Consider the following 17833-nt stretch of genomic DNA (forward strand, 5'->3'; position numbering starts at 1 on the left):
CTCCCACCGAGACCCCCGGCTACTGCTTCCAGCTCCCCCTCGACGGCGCACGGGAGGAATTCCGCTCACCCTCACCCACATCCCACCGCACCCGGCGACCACGCCCCGGCCATCGCCCGCACCATCACCGCACGCTGTCCGGCCACCGACACCGCCGCGGCCACCGCCCGCCTCAACACCGTCCTCGGTCACCCGAGAGACGCCCCCGCCCGGAGCGGGAGGGCCCAGGTTCGCCCGGAACCGTCCCGCTGGACGTCGTACGAGTCACAGCACGGTCGACTCCTTCGTGTCCCCCCGGGCAACTGCCGCTGACGCGGGGGCGGTCGTCGGCTCCAGGCCGCCTTCGCTGAGTCCGTACCGCGCGTGGAACGCGCGCAGGAAGCCGGGCGCGTACCAGGCCGAGTTCCCGAGCAGACGCATCGCGGCGGGTACGAGCACGCCGCGGACGGCGAGGGCGTCGATGAGGATGGCCAGTCCGCTGCCGAGGCCGAACATCTGCATGAAGCTGAGTTCGGCGGTGCCGAAGGCGAAGAAGCTCACCGCGAGCAGGAGGGCAGCCGCGCTGACGATACGCCCGGTGTGTCCGAGGCCGTCGACCACGGCGGTCTCGTTGTCCGCTCCCTCGTCGTGGAGCTCCTTGATCCGGCTGGTGACGAAGACCTCATAGTCCATCGAGAGGCCGAAGCCGATGCAGAACATCAACACGGTCATCGCCACCTCCATCGGCTGGGCGGTGAAGCCGAGCAGTGAGGAGAGGTTGCCGTCCTGGAAGATCCAGGTCATCACACCGAGGGTGGCCCCCAGGCTGATCAGGTTGAGGACCAGCGCGCGCAACGGCTGCACGACGCTGCCGGTGAACAGGAAGAGCAGCAGGAAGGTGGTGAGGACGACCAGGGTCACGGCCAGTGGGAGCTTGTCCGCGATGGATTCCTTGGCGTCGACCAGTACGGCGTCGTTCCCGCCGACCAAAGGGTCCGTACCTGAAGGGGGAGTCACCGAGCGCACCTGCTTGACCAGGCCCTCGGCCGCCTCCGACTTCGGCGTCAGGCTGCTCACCACGCTGATCCGCTGTGCGTCGGGCCGGCCGAGGGCGGAGTCGGCCGGGCCGGTCGCGGCGGGCCGCCCCGCGCTGTGGATGCCCACGCTGGTCTCGACACGTTCGACTCCCTCGAGCGCGGCCAGTCGCCCCGCGTACGAGGCCAGCGGGGCCTCGGCCACGGATGTGTCGATGGCGATGAGGACGGCCGAGTCCGCGCTGCCGCCGAAGTCCTCCCGCAGAACCTGCGAGACCCGGCGGCTCTCGGCGTCCTCGGGCAGGACGCGTTCGTCCGGCGTCCCGAAGGTGATGTTCAGCAGGGGGCTCGCCGCCAGCAGCAGCACGGCGAGAACGGGCACCGCTGTGAGCACGGGCCGCCGCATGACGGTGCGCGCCAGCCGTCCCCACAGGGGCACCTGAGCCCCGGAGCGCGGCGACCTCGCCCACGGCATCCGCCCGCCGTTGACCCGGTGCCCCAGAACCTTCAGCAGGGCCGGCATCACGAACAGGGTGCTCAGGGCGGCGATGGCGACGACGCCGACCCCGGCGAAGCCGAACGAGCGCAGGAAGTACTGCGGGAACACCATGAGGGCCGCCAGGGCCGCCGCGACGGTCGCTGCGGAGAAGGCGACGGTGCGGCCCGCGGTGTGCACCGTCCGCCGGACGGCGTCGTCCACACTCACCCCGACCGCGATCTGCTCCCGGAAGCGGCTGACCATCAACAGGGCGTAGTCGATGCCCAGTCCCAGACCCAGGGCGGTGGTGAGGTTGGTCGCGGTGTCGGCCACGTCGGTAACGCTGCCGAGCAGGAAGAGCTGGGCGAACGAGCCGATGATGGCGATGACGGCGATGGCGAGGGGCAGCAGCGCCGCGACGACGCTGCCGAAGACGATCAGGAGCAGCGCGAGGGTCAGCGGTATGGCGATCACCTCGGCGAGGATCAGATCCTCGACCACCTGGTTCGACAGGTCGGCTCCTACAGCGGCGCCTCCTCCGGCCTGGACGGTGAGGGTGTCCTTGTAGGTGCCGCTGTAGGTGTCCAGGATCGAGAGGGCGCTCTCCCGCTGCTCGGTGGTGTCGCCTTTCACGTGGGCGAGCACCATGGCCTCATGGCCGTCCTCGGAACGCAGGTCGGGGCTGTTCGTCTCCCAGAACGAGACGACGTTGCTGAGCCGCTCGTCCTTCTTGAGCTCGGCCACCAGGTCCCGGCCGTTCTCCTCGGCGGCGGGGGCGTCGACGCGGCCGTCGGGGGAGCGGACCAGCAGGACGAGGTTGGTCTCGCCGCCGAACTTGTCGGCGATCACGTTCGCCGCCCGCGCGGAGGGGGAGGCGGGGTCGTCGAAGCCGCCCCCCTTCAGCTTGTCGAAGGCGCCGGCGCCCACCACGCCCATCAGTGCCACGGCCAGGGCGGCCACGGCCAGCACCAGCCGAGACCGGCGGATCGCCAAGTCGGCCATACGTTCGAACACGAGGGATCTCCTTTGAGGTTCTTCGGGAAAGACGAGGGGCGTCGGCCGGGCGAGAAGCCGGCGAAATGCGTCGCGGAGCCCTCTTCACCCCGTCAGAGGGTGTGCGGTACCGCGTTCGTCGCCGCCGAGAACGACGGTAATGAGGCAGCGTGTACTTGAGCAGAAGGAGATTTACCTGACACTGTCAGGTAACTCTGGCGGGCGTAGTTTCCTGACGCCCCGTACGGTCAACCGCCGTAGTATCACCGCATGTTCGCCGAAGAGCCCGCAGCGGTCCTGCCGTCCCTGCGCCAACGACGCCGAGCCGTCGCCACCCGAGAGATCGTGGACGCCGCCGAGCGCCAGATCGCCGAGCACGGGCTGCACGCCCTCTCCCTGCGAGCGGTCGCCCGCGGCCTCGGAATGACCGTGCAGGGGCTCTACCACTACTTCCCGAACAGGGACGCCCTCGTCACGGCGCTGGTGGCCAAGGCGTACGACGACCTGGCCGATGCCGTGACGGCGGCTGTCGACGCAGCGGCCGACGAACCGGCCGCCCGGCGGTTCCTGGCCGCCACCGAGGGCTATCGCCGCTGGGCCGTCACCCACGTCGAGCGATTCCAACTGCTGTACGGCGCACCGCTGCGCCATTACGAGGCACCTGCCGAGGGCCCGACCACGCAGGCGATGCGCCGGCTGAGCATGGTCTTCCAGCGAGAGCTGTTCGACGGGTTCTCCGCGGCACAACTCGCCGCAGCCGACACCCGGGCGCTCTCGCCGGCTCTGCACGCGCACCTGGAAGCCCGGTTTCCGCATGGCTCGGAAACCCTGCCGCCTTCCGCGACCGCTCTTCTCCTCGGCGCCTGGGGGCACATGCACGGCATGGTCGTCCTGGAGGCCTTCGGGCACACCGCCTTCATCGGCGAACACCAGGCGGAGATCTTCCGCATGGCCATGCGGGATCTGCTGGAGGACATCCGTCGACGGGTCCTCACGCAGCCCCCGAGGACACCGGCTGCGCCTTGAGGCGCGGCGCTGGACGTGCGGCCGTCTCCGTCACCTTCCGCGGCACGTTCACGCGAGGCCCGACGCTGCGCTCGTTGCTGCTGTCTGACGACCAGCGGGCGGCGTTCTCCCGGAGCCGTTCCAACGTGGCGCCCACGCTTGTCCCCCCCCGGTGGGGCCGTGCGAAGAAGCCACGCCGCCCGTCCCACCGACGGCATGCCCGAACACGCCGCCGCCGGAGGGCATGGAGCCCGCCAAACGGAGGTGGGCAGTGGGCACCGGATGACCGGGACCCACCTGGCTTGGTCGTGTGCAGGGCAACCATTGGGCGCCGTCAGGAGTCTTGCCGACGATCACACGTGATCGCATTGACGAGGAGACCATCATCACCGCCATACGCAAGACCCTGACCGCTACCGCAGTCGTCGGTGCCGTCCTCGCGGGTTCGGCCGCCTGCGGCACCGTGGAGCAGCTCTCCGCAGGGCAGAAACTCGACCAGGCGTTCGACAAGCTCGGCAAGGAGAAGACGATCTCCTTCGAACTCGACCTCGACACCGACGCCCAGAGCCTGAAGGCACTGGACGCCTCGTCGAACCCGGAGCCCGGTGAGGAGATCCCCGACGAGGTCGCCGACCTGATCAGTGGCGCGAAGATCAGTGTGACAGCGCAGTCGAGGAAACCGATCGACGAGTCCGGCGAGAAGGACCTCGTCGGAATGGCCATGAAGGTCCGCACCCACGGTGGCGACATCGTCGAGTACCGGGTCATCGGTGACTACACGTACATCCGTTCCGACGCAGAACTCCTCGGCAAGGCGATGGGCGCCCCCATGCCGTCGGCACAGGACCTGCCCCCGGAGGCGCTCGGGTTGAAAAAGGCGCTCGACGGCGAATGGGTGAAGATCAATACCAAGGAGATGGCGGAGACCACCGCCGAGCCGGGGGCGGAGCCCGTACCGGAGCCCACCCTCGACGCCAGGACGCAGAAGCAACTGCTGGAGGCGCTCCGCAAGACCGTCGCCCGCGAAGTCGACTTCGAGACCGCCGACGGTGAGGACGGCGCCGAGCGCATCACCGCCACCGCTTCGTTCCGTACGCTGATCGGAGAGCTCCTCGGCGAGATCCGTCCGCTCGTGAAGAAGCTGCCGCGGGGCATGGAACTGCCCACGGACAAGGACCTCAAGGAGGTCCCCGACGCCGAGGTCACGGCGGACTTCACGCTCGAGAACGGCGAGCTGAGCGAGGTGCACGTCGACCTCGCCGAGCTAGCCGAGAACGCCGAGGTGAAGAAGCTGGGCCTGGTGGTGCGGATGACCGAGGGCCGGCCGCTCACGGCCCCCTCCGGCGCCACCGAGCTGGACATCGAGGAGATGCTGGGCGGGTTCGGCGCCGCGATGATGGCGGAGGAGGGCTTCACCGAGGAGGACTTCGGCGAGGAGGTACTCCCGGAAGAGGACATGCCCGCGGACGCGGCGTAGGCGGTAGGCACACATAGGGGCGGGGCGGGGCGGGGGCGTGCGGGAGCCGTGGCGGTCCCCTGTGGGCGAGGGCCCCGGCTGCCCGTCGGACTTCAGGGCCGGCCTTGGAGGCCCAGTGTGCTCTCGCTGCACGTGTGTCGGCGCACGAGCGGCCGGGAGAACGCCGGTGTGCGCTCTCCGGGCCGGTGCCTACTCGCCGGCGTCGCGGGAGAGCAGGTGCATGGCGCGCAGCGAGGCCTCCAGGGCGAAGCGGTGGTCGGGGTCGGTGAGGTGGTCGCCCAGCAGCGAGTCCAGGTTCCGCAAGCGGTAACGGACGGTCTGGGCGTGCACCCCCAGCAGCTCGCCGACCTGTTCCGCCGGCGCCCGCGTGGAGACGTGCACGCGCAGGGTCTCCACGAGACGGTCGCGGCGGCTGGCCGGCAGACCGTCGATCGGAGCCAGCTCCCCGGCCGCGATGTGGGACACGAGAGCCGGGTCCGACAGCAGCCACAGTGTCACCATGTGGTCTTCGCAGCGGACCACGGGAGCGCCGGCCACCACTCCTTCGTCGATCAAGTGGAGGACGCGGCGTGCCCAACGGATGGAATCGGCCGCCTGCGTCAGGGGCACGGTCAGCCCCACCACGGCGTGGGAGCCCGCCAGGGCGGCTTCGAGCATGGCCAGGCGTTCCGGGGTGAGGCTTCCCGGCACCAGCAGATGAGGCTGCGGGATGTCCAGGTCGAAGAGGACGTCGTCGGCCAGACCTGCCTCCAGGTGTTCGGGGACCGGTGAGCGCAGGGCGACCATGGTGACGTCGGCGGGCAGGTGCCAGGCGGCGGCCTCGCACAGCCCGGTGAGCGTCTGGGGCAGCGGGGGAGCGGCGAGGATGAGGTGGAGCAGCCGTCTGCGTCGCGCCGGCACCTCGGAGAAGGCGCGCGACTGCACTTCGACGTAGCCCTCGCGAGAGATCCGCTCCAGTTCCTCCACGTAGGCGAAAAGGGCGTCGGCGAAGGCGAGGATCAGGGCGGGGGAGAGCTGGTACTGCCGGCCCAGGGCCTTGGCGCGGCGCAGGGCGATGCGGGCGCCGAGCCGGTACGCCCCCTGGAGGGTGTCGAGTTCGCGGCCCTCATAGGCTTCCACACGGCCGAACTTGCGCAGTAGTTCGTCGCGTAGCACCGCGTTCTTGCCGGGGTCGGCGACGCGGTCCACGAAGGCGTACAGGGCCTGCTCGACGCCCTGCCGGATGGCGGCGGCGTTCGGGCCGTTGAGCAGGCGTCCGTAGACGGGGTAGGCCCTGGTCACCTCGGCGCCGATCTCCTTCATGAGGCCGGGTAACTCGGGTCTCATGAAGGCGGCGAACTCCTTGGGGAGGGGTTCGAGCGGCTCACCGACTTCAGGCGGTCGCGTGGTTGAAGGCATGAGTGCCGTCCCTTGCTCTCCGGTGCCCACGGTGCACCGGTCGTGTGTCCCTCGTCCTTCACGGAAGGGACACACGACCGGACTTGAGGTACGCGTGTCTGGGCTGCTGAAGCTAAGACAAGTTCGGTGGGACGTACACAGTCTGTGCACATTTCGATGCGGTGGGACGTGACAACGCTGCCGGGACGGCTGAGAATCGCCGTCGCGCGGCCATTAGTCGACGGCGGAGTGCCAGTTCTGTGAGAGTCGCTTGCCCGCGTCGGGGGCGAAGGTTCCGGGGGCGTTCAGGCCGGCGAGGTGGGTCTGGGTGTTGTTGAGCGTCAGGCTGTTGTTCCCGGCGGCGGAGGGCAGCCCGGTCTTGGCGTTGACCGCCGCGTCGATCAGGCCGAACAGGCCCAGCCCGCAGCCGCTGGCGCCGGGCACGGCGAAGGTGCTGTCGTTCTGCGTGGCCCCGATGAGGTTGATGCGGCTCATCTCGCCGTCATCGGCGACCGTCCCGTCACTCTGGAAGAACGACATGCCGAACTCGGGGAACTGCCGGTTCTCCGGGCGCAGCACGATGGGGTTGGCCGCGGTGCCGATGTAGCACCTGCTGCCGAGGAACGGGTTCTGCAGGTGGATGCGGACCGGTAGGGCCACGATCGGCTGGTCGGTGAGGATACCGGCGGTCTGGTCGAAGGCGTAGGGGGCGCCGACGGACTCGACCGTCGCCGTGATCTTGTTGAGGGTGCTGTTGCTGAGCTGCTCGCAGATGGCCGTGATCGCGGGAATGTTGCTCGGGCACATCAGTCCCAGCAGTCCGCCGGGGACGGTCGCGGAGTCGGCCACAAGGGCGCCCCCGGGAGGGGCCACCACGGAACTGGTGCCGTCGGAGTTCTGGACGACCCCGATCTGGAGGTTGGTCCGGCCCGTGGTCACGGTGGTCTTGCCCAGTTTGATGGAGCCGTTCGGCGAGGTGGACACCACGCACTGCGGGGTGCGGGCCAGGCCGTCGGAGGCCAGCATCGCCGGGGCGTCCACGGGGCAGCGGGTGAAGGGCGCCCACTCGCCGTTCGGTACGGCTGCCGCCGCGGTGGCGGTGCCCATGGAGGCGAACGCGCCGAGGGCGGTGCCGAGGGCGGTGGCGGTGGTGGCGACTCTGGCGCCGAGGGAGAACCGCATCATGTGGCCTTCCGGATCGGGGGTGGGAGGGGATCAGCGTTCGGCTACGGGGATCTTGAGGGGCTGGCCGTCCTCGGTGCACTCGTCCGGGTTGAGCACCTCGGCCGAGACGAAGCAGGCCTGCCCCTGGATCTGCTTGACGTAGTTGCCGGGACCTGAGACCGAGGCCGTGAGCAGGCGGTCGAGGTTCTCGCCCCCGGCGGTGCCGCAGCCCGTGAAGGCCGGGACGGTGACCTCGCCGGTCAGCGGGCCGCCGGACAGCAGCAGGTAGCCGGTGGCGGTCTCGCCGGTGGTCTGTTCGCCCCGGCCGTGCAGGACCAGGTGGTCGCCGGGGTACTTCTCCGGCTCCGGATCCGGGGAGGCGAGGGACGTTCTCGTCCGGCACTGCGTCCCGACGTCCAGCGGGGTGCCGTTGACCTTGAGGGACGTCACCCGGAGCACAACCGGGGCCCGGACATAGGTGTCCGTGCTGGTGAAGATGAAGTCGGTGGTGCCGTGCGAGTCGATGGTCATCGGACCCGTCTGCTCCAGCACCATCGTGGCCGTGGTCGGGGTGAAGTCGAAGGTCAGGAAGGTCGCCTCGAAGGGCGGCGTCTGTTTGCGCTGTTGGTGCCACAGGTCGGCGGTGGAGTGCTGGGTGATGGTGGCGCCGCTGAAGTCCGGGAAGAACTCGAACTGGGGCTCGCCCTGGGTGATGAGCGTGCAGTACGGCGGGACCAGCGCGGCGCCGTCGAGCTTGTTCACATTGGAGTAGCCGGTGATGTAGGCGTTCAGCGACATCGGTCCGGCCGGGTACTTCTCGTCGTACTTGCAGGTCGGCGCGGCGCGCTCACCGGCGGCACCGCCCGGCGCGGGCTCGCCGGCCTTCGGGGCGCGCTCGCCCTGCCGGTCCGCCGGGTCCTCCTCCGGGTCCGGGCCGGGCTCGCCCGGCGTGCCGGAGGCGGAGGGCGCCTCGGACGGCGAGTCGGTCGGGGCCTCGGTGCCGCCGCCTGCCTCGTCGGTCCCGACCCGGACGGTGGCCAGTCGGCCCCCGTCCGGGGCGTCCTCGGCGAGCGCGCAGTCGACGGTCACCGCGGCGGGGTCGGTGGCGCCGCCGTCCGCGGTGGTCAGGGACAGGTCGAGCGCGAAGCCGGCCGCGGTCACGGTCAGTTCGCCCGAGCCCTGTCCGGTCACGGAGGGGACGTTCCCCGTCGCGGTCAGAGTCAGCGGGCCGGTCGCGGGCAGGGCCGCGGGCTCCGCATCGCCGCGCCAGGTCGCTTCCGCGGTGGCCTCGCCCTGGGTGAGGCCGACCGCGAGCCGGGTCGCTGCCCGTACGTCGGCCGCGCCCAGCGCCGCGAGGTCCGCCACCGCCGGCTCCGGAAGCTCGACGGTCGTGCTCACCTCCGCGGGCTCGATCGGCTCACCGGCCGCCACCCGTTCAGGGAGGCCCGCCGATACGCGTACCGTCGCGGAATGCTCCCCGGAGGGGAACAGACACACGTACGGCAGCGCGGCGTCGATCTCCTGCGTACCGGCCGCCCCGGCCGCCACGGGCACGGTGGCGGCCAGCACGACGAACGCGGCGATCACCGCGCTCCGGGCGCGGCTGCGGGCCGTCCGCCGGACGGCGTTGCGGGGGCCTGTCATCTGTCACTCCGCTCGGGTCGTTCCACGGTCCGGGTGGCCGGCGGCGGTCACCGCGGGCGGGCGGCACGCACGCCCGGCCGGGGTCACCGGCCGGGCGGCGGCGAGCCGTGCCCTGCTTACGGGTTGCTCCCGACGATCTTCGGGATGGTGCTGGTGCCCGCGACCTTGACCGCGTAGTTGCCCTTGAAGGTGGGCTTGGTGGCGGTGGTGACCACGGTGCCGCAGCCGGAGGCGGAGGTGACGGACAGGTCGCCGCTGACGCTGGTGACCGCGAGGATGCCGCTGGAGTTGGTGTAGGTGGCGGTGGCCTTGCCCTGCACGTTGAACACGCAGGCGCCGGCGGTCACCTTCGCCTTGACGTTGCCGACGTAGCCCTTGGTCACACCGGTGGAGGCGGTGTAGTCCTGGGCGACGACGGTCCAGGGAGTGGTGGCGGTGGTCGTGACGTTGCCCAGGACGCTGGTGCACGGTGAGGCGCTGGTGCCGAAGTTGATGGCGTTGATGTTGGCCACCGTCGCGGGGTTGCCGGTCGTGCTGGCCATCGTGCCCGAGGCGCTGGACGTCGTACACGTCATCGGGATGTTGGCGGTCAGCACGATGTTCCCGCTGTTGGTCGCCGTGAAGTTGGCCGGTGACGGCGTGACGGTCCAGACGGTGGAGGGGACGGCCGAGGCGGGGGCGACGGCCATGCCGAAGGCGGCGGCGCTCGCGCCCGCCACGACGGCGATTCTTGTCAGGGGCTTCTTCATGAGGTGGGGACTCCCTTGGGAATTGACCGGCAGAAGGGGATCGCGCCCGTGACCGTGGGGCGGAAGAACGGGCGGTCCGCGGCTCGTGAGATCTCGACCGCGAGCCATGACGTTACTCGCGGGAAACTTAGGCGAACAATGGCGCCGACCATGATTCTTTGAAGAAGTGGAAATACCTGTTCCCCAGGTGAGCAGTCCGGCGTCCGGCTTACTCACCCACTGCTAAGGGCGGCGTCACCGCCGGGGCCGGCGCCGGACCGCTCCGGAGGGATCCGAGACTGTTCCCCGGCCTCCGTCCGGGCCCGCATTGCTCACCGAGTGACAAGAGGAAGGCGGCTGTTTGTCGCCGCGCTGACAAAGTCGTGGTGGCCGAACCGAATCCTTCGGGAAACTCGGATCCTTCTCTTGCCCCCTCAGGTTACTCGGCCGTAGCGTGCCGAATGCGGCGCTGATCTCCTGGTGGGTGCCCCCCATGCCTAGGAGGCGCGACGGATGACTTCCGGCCTTGCCCTCCTTCAGGGCGGACATCCGTCGGCAGGGCCGCGCGGCTGCCCTCCCCCCGGGGAGCCGCGCGGCCCTGCTCCGCACCTGGCAGACATGGTCCACGACGGGTCTTGTCTGCGCGGTGACAAAGAACGAAGAGGGCGGCGGAGCCCGGCGACCCGCCTGTTGTCAGTGAACCGTGCACCGGCTTGACGTGCGCTCCGCGGTGCACGCCGGCCTCACCCTCTTTGGAGGTGATATGGGAATCGAAGTGGTGGTCGAGGGTCTCACCAAGTCCTTTGGCAGACAGAAGATCTGGCAGGACGTGAGTCTCACTCTGCCGGCCGGAGAGGTCAGCGTCATGCTCGGTCCGTCCGGCACCGGGAAGACCGTATTTCTCAAGTCGCTCATCGGACTGCTGAAACCGGAGCGCGGCCGTGTCCTCATCGACGGCGTCGACATGGTGAACAGTCCTGAACGGGATATATACGAGACCCGGAAAAAGTTCGGGCTCATGTTCCAGGACGGCGCCCTTTTCGGTTCCATGTCTCTCTTCGACAACATCGCCTTTCCGTTGCGCGAGCACACCCGGAAGAAGGAGTCGGAGATCCGCCGCATCGTCATGGAGCGGATCGAGGTCGTCGGACTGCTGGGCGCCGAGGGCAAACTGCCGGGGGAGATCAGCGGTGGCATGCGCAAGCGGGCCGGACTCGCCCGAGCGCTCGTGCTCGACCCGCAGATCATCCTGTGCGACGAACCCGACTCCGGGCTCGATCCCGTCCGCACCGCCTATCTCTCGCAGTTGCTGATCGACCTGAACGCGCAGATCGACGCGACGATGCTGATCGTCACCCACAACCTCGACATCGCCGCCACGGTTCCCGACAACATGGGCATGCTCTTCCGGCGTGAACTGGTCACCTTCGGCCCGCGCGAGGTGCTCCTCACCAGCGAGAAACCCGTCGTGGCGCAGTTCCTGGCCGGCCGCCGAGAGGGCCCGATCGGGATGTCGGAGGAGAAGGACGCCGCCACTCTCGCCGCCGAGGCCGCGGCACCGGCGGGCGCCGACCGTACACGGGAGATCATCCCGCAGTTGGAGCCGTCCCCCGGACTTCCGCCGCGCCGCGCCGTCACCCGGCGCCGGGAGCGGGTCCTGGCCATGCTCGACCGGCTGCCGCCCGCCGCCCGCGCCGCCATCGAGCGCACGTACGCCGCCGGCGGCACACCCGGCACACCCGACGCCCACGGTGCTCCCGGTGCGCACGGCACCAACGCCGCGACGCTCCCGATGCCGACCACCGGGAGCGGCGCATGATCACCGGCGCCCTGCGGCAGACCGGCCGGCTCTTCGCGCTCGCCGCGGAGGTGGCCCGCGCGATCTTCCGACGCCCCTTCCAGTTCCGGGAGTTCGTCGAGCAGTTCTGGTTCATCGCCAGTGTCACGATCCTGCCCGCGGCCCTGGTCTCGATCCCGTTCGGTGCCGTGATCGCCCTCCAGGTCGGCTCGCTCACCCAGCAGCTCGGCGCCCAGTCCTTCACCGGCGGCGCCAGCGTGCTGGCCGTCGTCCAGCAGGCCAGCCCGCTCATCGTCGCCCTGCTCATCGCGGGCGCGGCCGGCTCCGCGATCTGCGCCGACCTCGGCTCGCGCACCATCCGCGAGGAACTGGACGCCATGGAGGTCATGGGCGTCTCACCCGTGCAACGCCTGGTGGTGCCCCGCGTCCTGGCCACCATGGGCGTCGCGGTCCTCCTCAACGGTCTGGTCTCCGTGGTCGGCATCCTCGGCGGCTACGCCTTCAACGTGTTCCTCCAGGACGGCACTCCCGGTGCCTACCTCTCCAGCTTCTCCGCCCTCGCCCAGCTGCCCGACCTCTACGTCAGCGAACTCAAGGCGCTGGTCTTCGGCTTCATCGCGGGGGTCGTGGCCGCCTACCGGGGCCTGAACCCGCGCGGCGGCCCCAAGGGCGTCGGCGACGCCGTCAACCAGTCCGTCGTCATCACCTTCCTGCTGCTCTTCTTCGTCAACATGGTGATGACGGGCGTCTACCTCCAGCTCGTACCGCCGAAGGGAGGCTGAGTCAGTGGCCTCCCCGCTCGTCTGGCTCGACCGCTCCGGCGACCAACTCCTCTTCTACGTACGCTCCCTGCTCTGGATCCCGCGCACCCTGCACCGCTACCTCAAAGAGGTGCAGCGCCTGCTCGCCGAGGTCGCCTTCGGCACCGGCGGCCTCGGGGTCATCGGCGGCACCATCGGCGTGATGATCGCGATGACCCTGTTCACCGGAACCGTCGTCGGACTCCAGGGGTACGCGGCACTCGACCAGATCGGCACCGCCGCCTTCACCGGCTTCGTCTCCGCGTACTTCAACACCCGCGAGATCGCCCCGCTCGTCGCCGGGCTCGCCCTCTCCGCGACCGTCGGCGCCGGCTTCACCGCCCAGCTCGGCGCCATGCGCATCAACGAGGAGGTCGACGCCCTCGAAGGCATGGGCATCCGCTCCCTGCCCTACCTGGTCACGACCCGCATCATCGCCGGCGTCGTGGCCATCGTCCCCCTCTACGCGATCGGGCTGCTCTCCTCCTATCTGGCCTCCCGCTACGTCACGGTCCTCTTCAACGGCCAGTCCCGGGGCACGTACGACCACTACTTCAACCTGTTCCTGTCACCCACGGACGTGCTGCTCTCCGTCCTGAAGGTGCTGATCTTCAGCGTCATGGTGATCGTCGCCCACTGCTACTACGGCTACCGCGCCTCCGGCGGCCCGGCCGGAGTCGGCGTCGCCGTCGGCCGGTCGGTGCGCAACGCCATCGTGCTGATCAGCGTCACCGACTTCTTCCTGTCGCTGGCCCTGTGGGGCGCCACCACGACCGTGAAGGTGGCGGGGTGACGTGACCGCAGTGAACACGACGCGAGGCGCGACAGTGCGCCGCAGGCTCGCCGGAGTGGTCTTCCTGGTGGTCCCCGCCCTGCTGGTGTGGCTCGCGGTCGCCGTCTACGACAAGCAGTTCACCGACTCCGACCCGGTGGTCGTGGAGACCGGCGGCGTCGGCAACGAGATGCACCCGGGCGCCGAGGTGAAGCTGCGCGGCGTCGTCGTCGGCGAGGTCCGCGAGATCGAGGCGACCGACGACGGCGCCAGGCTCACCCTCGCCCTGCGGCCCGGCGCCCTCGGTGACATACCGGCCGACGTGCGCGCCCAGATGCTGCCGACCACCCTGTTCGGCGAACGCTTCGTCGCCCTCGTCCCGCCCCCCTCGCCCGCCGCACGCCCGCTGGCCGCCGGTGCCGTCATCCCGCAGGACCGCTCGGCGAGCGCCGTCGAACTCCAGCAGGTGCTGGACAACGTGCTGCCCGTGCTCACCGCCGTCCAGCCGCAGAAGCTCTCCGCCACCCTCTCCGCCGTCTCCCAGGCCCTGGAGGGACGCGGCGACCGGCTCGGCGAGACCCTCACCCTCCTCGACTCACACCTGCGCGAGTTCAACCCCCACCTGCCCACCCTCAACCGCGACCTGAAAGAGCTCGTGAAGGTCAGCCACATATACGCCGACGCCGCCCCCGGCATCCTCACCGCCCTCACCGACTTCACCACCACCAGCGGCACCCTGGCGGAGAAGGAGAGCGAGCTGGCCGGCACCCTCGGCGCCACCACCAGGACGGCCGAGGACATGACCGCCTTCCTGCGGCAGAACAAGGACAACATCATCCGGCTCTCCGCCTCCTCCCGGCCCACCCTGGAACTGCTCGCCGAGTACTCCTCGTCCTTCCCCTGCACCCTGCGCACCCTCGCCGACTTCGTCCCCGCCATGGACAAGGCCCTCGGCAAGGGCACCGACCGCCCCGGCCTGCGCGTCGATGTCACCACCGTGCCCTCGCGCGGCGCCTACCGCCCCGGCACCGACACCCCCTCCTACGACGCCGGCGGCGGGCCCCGCTGCTACCCCGTGCCCTACCTCGGCGTCGCCGCGCGACCGGCCGTACAGGTGCCCGCGGCGGCCGAGCAGGACCTGGGGCCGGCCAACTCCCCGCAGGAGAACGACCTCGTCAACGAACTCCTCGCACCCGCCACCGGCAAGGCCCCTGCCGACCTTCCCGAGTGGAGCAGCCTCCTCGCGGGCCCGGCGCTGCGTGGCACGGAGGTGACCCTGCGATGACGCCCCGCCGTACCGCCGACCCCCGGCGCAGCGCCCACACCCGCCGCCGACCGCTGACCGGACCGCTGCTGAAGTCGCTCGCCTTCCTGGTGGTCACCGCACTGGCCACGACCGTCCTCGGGCTGAGCGTCTCCGGCACCGGCGTCGGTGACGACAGCCTCACCTACAAGGTGCTGTTCACCGACGCCACCGGAGTCACCGACGGCGACAGCGTCCGCATCTCCGGTGTCGAGGTCGGCGAGGTCACCGACGTCCGCGTCGTCGACCGGCGTACCGCGCAGGTCACCTTCACCGTCCGCGACGACCGCACCCTGCCCGCGTCGACCACCGCCGCCGTGAAGTACCTCAACATGGTCGGGCAGCGCTACATCGCCCTGGACCGGGGCAGCGGCGACCTCACCGGCGCCCTCGACGCCGGCGACACCATCCCCCTCGACCGGACAGCGCCCGCGCTCGACCTGACCCTGCTCTTCAACGGCTTCAAGCCGCTCTTCGAGGGCCTCTCCCCGAAGGACGTCAACGAACTCGCCGGCTCCATCGTGCAGGTTCTCCAGGGCGAGGGCGGCACGGTCGACAGCCTCATCCGGCACATCGGCTCCGTCAGCACGACGGTCGCCGCCAAGGACGAGGTCATCGGCGAGGTGGTGAAGAACCTCAACACGGTCCTGACCACCCTCAACGACCGCGAAGCCGACTTCGACGACCTCGTCGACACCCTCCAGCAGCTCGTCACCGGCTTCAACGACGACCGCAAGCCACTGGGCAAGGCCGTCGCCGCCATGGGCGACCTGACCACCGTCACCGCCGGCCTCCTCGAAGAGGGGCGCGCGCCCCTGAAGAAGGACATCCGCGAACTGGGGCGGCTTTCCGGCAACCTCGGCGACGCCGCCCCGCAGATCGAGGACTTCCTCGACCGGACCCCCGCCAAGCTGACCGCCCTGGGCCGCCTGTCCTCCTACGGCTCCTGGTTCAACCTCTACCTCTGCGAGGCCCGCGTGGACGGCGTCACCACCTCCACCGGCGCGAAGCCGCCCACCGGTATCGCGGTCACCGAAGCGAGGTGCGGCGCATGACCCTGCTGCAGCGGCCCGAACGCCGCGACACCCCGGACCCCGCCCCCCACCGCTCCCGCCCGCCGCGCCTGAAGCCGGTCAAGGACCGCAACCCGGTCGCCGTGGCTCTGGTCGGCCTGCTCCTGCTGGGCCTGCTCACCGTCTTCGCCTACAACGCCGACCGGTTCTCCCTCACCGGCGGCGGCACCGCCTACACCGCCGACTTCACCGAGGCCGCCGGCCTCGACGAGGGCGATGAGGTACGCGTCGCCGGCGTCAAGGTCGGTGATGTCACCGGCGTTGCCCTCGACGGCGACCGGGTGAAGGTCACCTTCGAGGTCGAGGACGCCTGGATCGGCGACCGGACCACCGCCGCCATCGCCATCAAGACCCTGCTCGGCGACAAGTACCTGGCCCTCGACCCGCTCGGCACCGCGGAACAGGACCCCGGCGACCGCATCCCGCGGACCCGGACCACCTCGCCGTACGACGTCACCCAGGCGTTCCAGGACCTCGGCTCCACCGTCGACGCAATCGACACCCAGCAGCTCGCCAAGAGCTTCGAGACGATCTCGGAGACCTTCGAGAACTCGCCGCCGCACGTCCGCAAGGCCGCCACCGGACTGTCCGACCTGTCGCGCTCCGTCTCCAAGCGCGACCGTGAACTGTCCGAACTCCTCAAGGGAAGCGCCCAGTTCACCAACACGCTGAAGGACAAGAAGTCCAGCTTCGAGACCCTCATCGAGGACGCCGGGCCACTGCTCGGCGAACTCCAGGACCGCCGGGACGCCATCACCGCCCTGCTGGAGGGCAGCCGCGACCTCGGCACCGAACTGACCGGTCTGGTGGACGACAACGAGAAGCAGCTCAGCCCCACACTGAAGGCGCTCGGCCGCGTCACCACCGTCCTGGAGGAGAACAGCACCCAGCTGGACCGGACGCTCGCCCTGGTCGGCCCCTACTACCGGCTCGTCGGCAGCACCCTGGGCAACGGCCGCTGGTTCGACAGCTACCTGTGCGGGGTGGTGCCCCGCGACTACCTGCCCGCACAGTCCCAGCCCGAGACATCGTGCATGCCGCCCAAGCAGCCGGCGGCGGCCCGGGGGAGCGGTGAGTGATGAGCAAGCGCAGAAAACTCCTCGCGACCGCGATCGCCCTCGCCGTGGTCGCCGCCTCACTCGCCGCGGTCCGCGCCCTGGACTCCACCGGCACCCGCATCACCGCCTACTTCGACCGCGCCGTCGGCATCTACGCGGGATCCGACCTGCGCATCCTCGGCGTCCGCGTCGGCGAGGTGGAGTCGGTCGACCCCCAGGGCACCCGGGTACGGGTCGAGCTGGCCCTGGACGAGGGCGTACGCGTACCGAAGTCGGCGCGGGCACTGGTGGTCGCGCCGAGCGTCGTCGCCGACCGCTACGTCCAGCTCACCCCGGCCCACCGCTCAGGACCCGCCCTCGCCGACGGCGCCGTACTGCCCGCCTCCCGCAACCGCACCCCGGTCGAGATCGACCAGCTCTACGCGTCGATCACCGACATCAGCAAGGCACTCGGACCGGACGGGGCCAACTCCTCCGGCGCCCTGTCCGACCTGCTGAAGACCGGCGCCGCCAACCTCGACGGCAACGGCGAGGCCATCGGCGAGGGCATCGAGGAGTTCGGCAAGGCCACCAAGACCCTCGACGGCTCCAGCGACGACCTGTTCGCCACCCTCAGCAGCCTCCAGACCTTCACCACCATGCTGAAGGACAAGGACACCGACGTACGCACCGCCCAGGAACGGCTGGACACGGTCGTCGGCTACTTCGCCGACAACAAGGACGACCTCGCGGGCGCGCTGGAGGAACTCGGCACCGCCCTCGGCCAGGTGAAGACCTTCATCAAGGACAACCGCGGCGAGCTGAAGAAGAACGTCGAACGGCTCGTCCCGATCACCCAGACCCTGGTCCGCCGGCGCGCCTCGCTGGCCGAGGCCCTGGACGTCGCGCCGCTCGCCGCCGACAACCTCGTCGGCGCCTACGACCCCGACACCGGCATGATCGACGGCCGCGCCAACCTCAACGAGATCAGCATGGGCGGCCCGCTGCTGCCCCTGCCGGCGACCGGAGGCTCAACGACCTCGGGCGCGGGGAAGGGGGAGCGGTGAAGCGCGTCGTGCGGCGCCGGGGAAGGGCGCCCGAGCCGGTGGACTCCACGGGCGCGGACCAGGTGGAGACCGCCGAGGCGGACCGCGTCGAGGACCCGCACGGC

The 17833-nt window shown here is 70.3% G+C and carries 14 protein-coding genes; 9 read left to right on the forward strand and 5 right to left on the reverse strand.

Annotated elements, in window-relative coordinates; translation table 11 throughout:
- Positions 1-264 precede the first annotated feature (264 nt).
- Positions 265-2505, reverse strand: a complete 2241-nt coding sequence (locus tag ACH4NX_RS06500; RefSeq protein ID WP_398126831.1) for an MMPL family transporter — start codon at positions 2503-2505, stop codon at positions 265-267.
- A 249-nt stretch (positions 2506-2754) separates the two neighbouring features.
- Here ACH4NX_RS06500 and ACH4NX_RS06505 point away from each other — a divergent pair, with 249 nt between their 5' ends.
- Positions 2755-3510, forward strand: coding sequence for a TetR/AcrR family transcriptional regulator (locus ACH4NX_RS06505; RefSeq protein ID WP_351390802.1), 756 nt, complete (start codon positions 2755-2757; stop codon positions 3508-3510).
- 322 nt (positions 3511-3832) lie between these two features.
- Positions 3833-4966: a hypothetical protein gene (locus ACH4NX_RS06510; RefSeq protein ID WP_351390799.1), complete on the forward strand. Its 1134-nt coding sequence runs from the start codon at positions 3833-3835 to the stop codon at positions 4964-4966.
- A gap of 189 nt (positions 4967-5155) precedes the next feature.
- Here ACH4NX_RS06510 and ACH4NX_RS06515 read toward each other — a convergent pair whose 3' ends face one another.
- The 4 genes from ACH4NX_RS06515 to ACH4NX_RS06530 all read right to left on the reverse strand — a co-directional run bounded on the left by ACH4NX_RS06515 (position 5156) and on the right by ACH4NX_RS06530 (position 9900).
- The gene (locus ACH4NX_RS06515) at positions 5156-6364 is read right to left on the reverse strand and encodes a helix-turn-helix domain-containing protein (protein ID WP_351390797.1); all 1209 of its coding nucleotides are present in this window, start codon (positions 6362-6364) and stop codon (positions 5156-5158) included.
- 213 nt (positions 6365-6577) lie between these two features.
- Complete coding sequence (locus tag ACH4NX_RS06520; protein ID WP_398126830.1) at positions 6578-7528, reverse strand: hypothetical protein; 951 nt, start codon at positions 7526-7528, stop codon at positions 6578-6580.
- Between the two features lie 30 nt (positions 7529-7558).
- A complete protein-coding gene (locus tag ACH4NX_RS06525) occupies positions 7559-9151 on the reverse strand; it encodes a DUF6801 domain-containing protein (RefSeq protein WP_351390794.1) in 1593 nt (530 codons plus the stop codon).
- A 116-nt stretch (positions 9152-9267) separates the two neighbouring features.
- Positions 9268-9900 (reverse strand): hypothetical protein, encoded by a 633-nt coding sequence (locus ACH4NX_RS06530; protein WP_351390792.1) that lies wholly within the window; start codon positions 9898-9900, stop codon positions 9268-9270.
- A 742-nt stretch (positions 9901-10642) separates the two neighbouring features.
- Between ACH4NX_RS06530 and ACH4NX_RS06535 the strand changes: the two genes are divergently transcribed.
- Genes ACH4NX_RS06535 through ACH4NX_RS06565 form a run of 7 tightly spaced genes read left to right on the forward strand, consistent with a single transcriptional unit; the run spans position 10643 to position 17729 of the window.
- The gene (locus ACH4NX_RS06535) at positions 10643-11698 is read left to right on the forward strand and encodes an ATP-binding cassette domain-containing protein (protein WP_351390789.1); all 1056 of its coding nucleotides are present in this window, start codon (positions 10643-10645) and stop codon (positions 11696-11698) included.
- The gene (locus tag ACH4NX_RS06540) at positions 11695-12459 is read left to right on the forward strand and encodes an MlaE family ABC transporter permease (protein ID WP_398126829.1); all 765 of its coding nucleotides are present in this window, start codon (positions 11695-11697) and stop codon (positions 12457-12459) included. Before ACH4NX_RS06535 ends, ACH4NX_RS06540 begins: the two co-directional genes overlap by 4 nt.
- Positions 12460-12463: 4 nt before the next feature.
- A complete protein-coding gene (locus tag ACH4NX_RS06545; RefSeq protein WP_351390786.1) occupies positions 12464-13270 on the forward strand; it encodes an ABC transporter permease in 807 nt (268 codons plus the stop codon).
- A gap of 10 nt (positions 13271-13280) precedes the next feature.
- Complete coding sequence (locus ACH4NX_RS06550; protein WP_351391318.1) at positions 13281-14534, forward strand: MCE family protein; 1254 nt, start codon at positions 13281-13283, stop codon at positions 14532-14534.
- Complete coding sequence (locus ACH4NX_RS06555; protein WP_351390783.1) at positions 14531-15607, forward strand: MCE family protein; 1077 nt, start codon at positions 14531-14533, stop codon at positions 15605-15607. Before ACH4NX_RS06550 ends, ACH4NX_RS06555 begins: the two co-directional genes overlap by 4 nt.
- Positions 15604-16704, forward strand: a complete 1101-nt coding sequence (locus tag ACH4NX_RS06560) for an MCE family protein (protein ID WP_398126828.1) — start codon at positions 15604-15606, stop codon at positions 16702-16704. The genes ACH4NX_RS06555 and ACH4NX_RS06560 overlap by 4 nt, the downstream gene beginning before the upstream one ends.
- The gene (locus tag ACH4NX_RS06565) at positions 16704-17729 is read left to right on the forward strand and encodes an MCE family protein (protein ID WP_351390779.1); all 1026 of its coding nucleotides are present in this window, start codon (positions 16704-16706) and stop codon (positions 17727-17729) included. The genes ACH4NX_RS06560 and ACH4NX_RS06565 overlap by 1 nt, the downstream gene beginning before the upstream one ends.
- Positions 17730-17833 lie beyond the last annotated feature (104 nt).

Source organism: Streptomyces sp. NPDC017225 (genome assembly GCF_044331465.1).
Classification (GTDB): Bacteria; Actinomycetota; Actinomycetes; order Streptomycetales; family Streptomycetaceae; genus Streptomyces.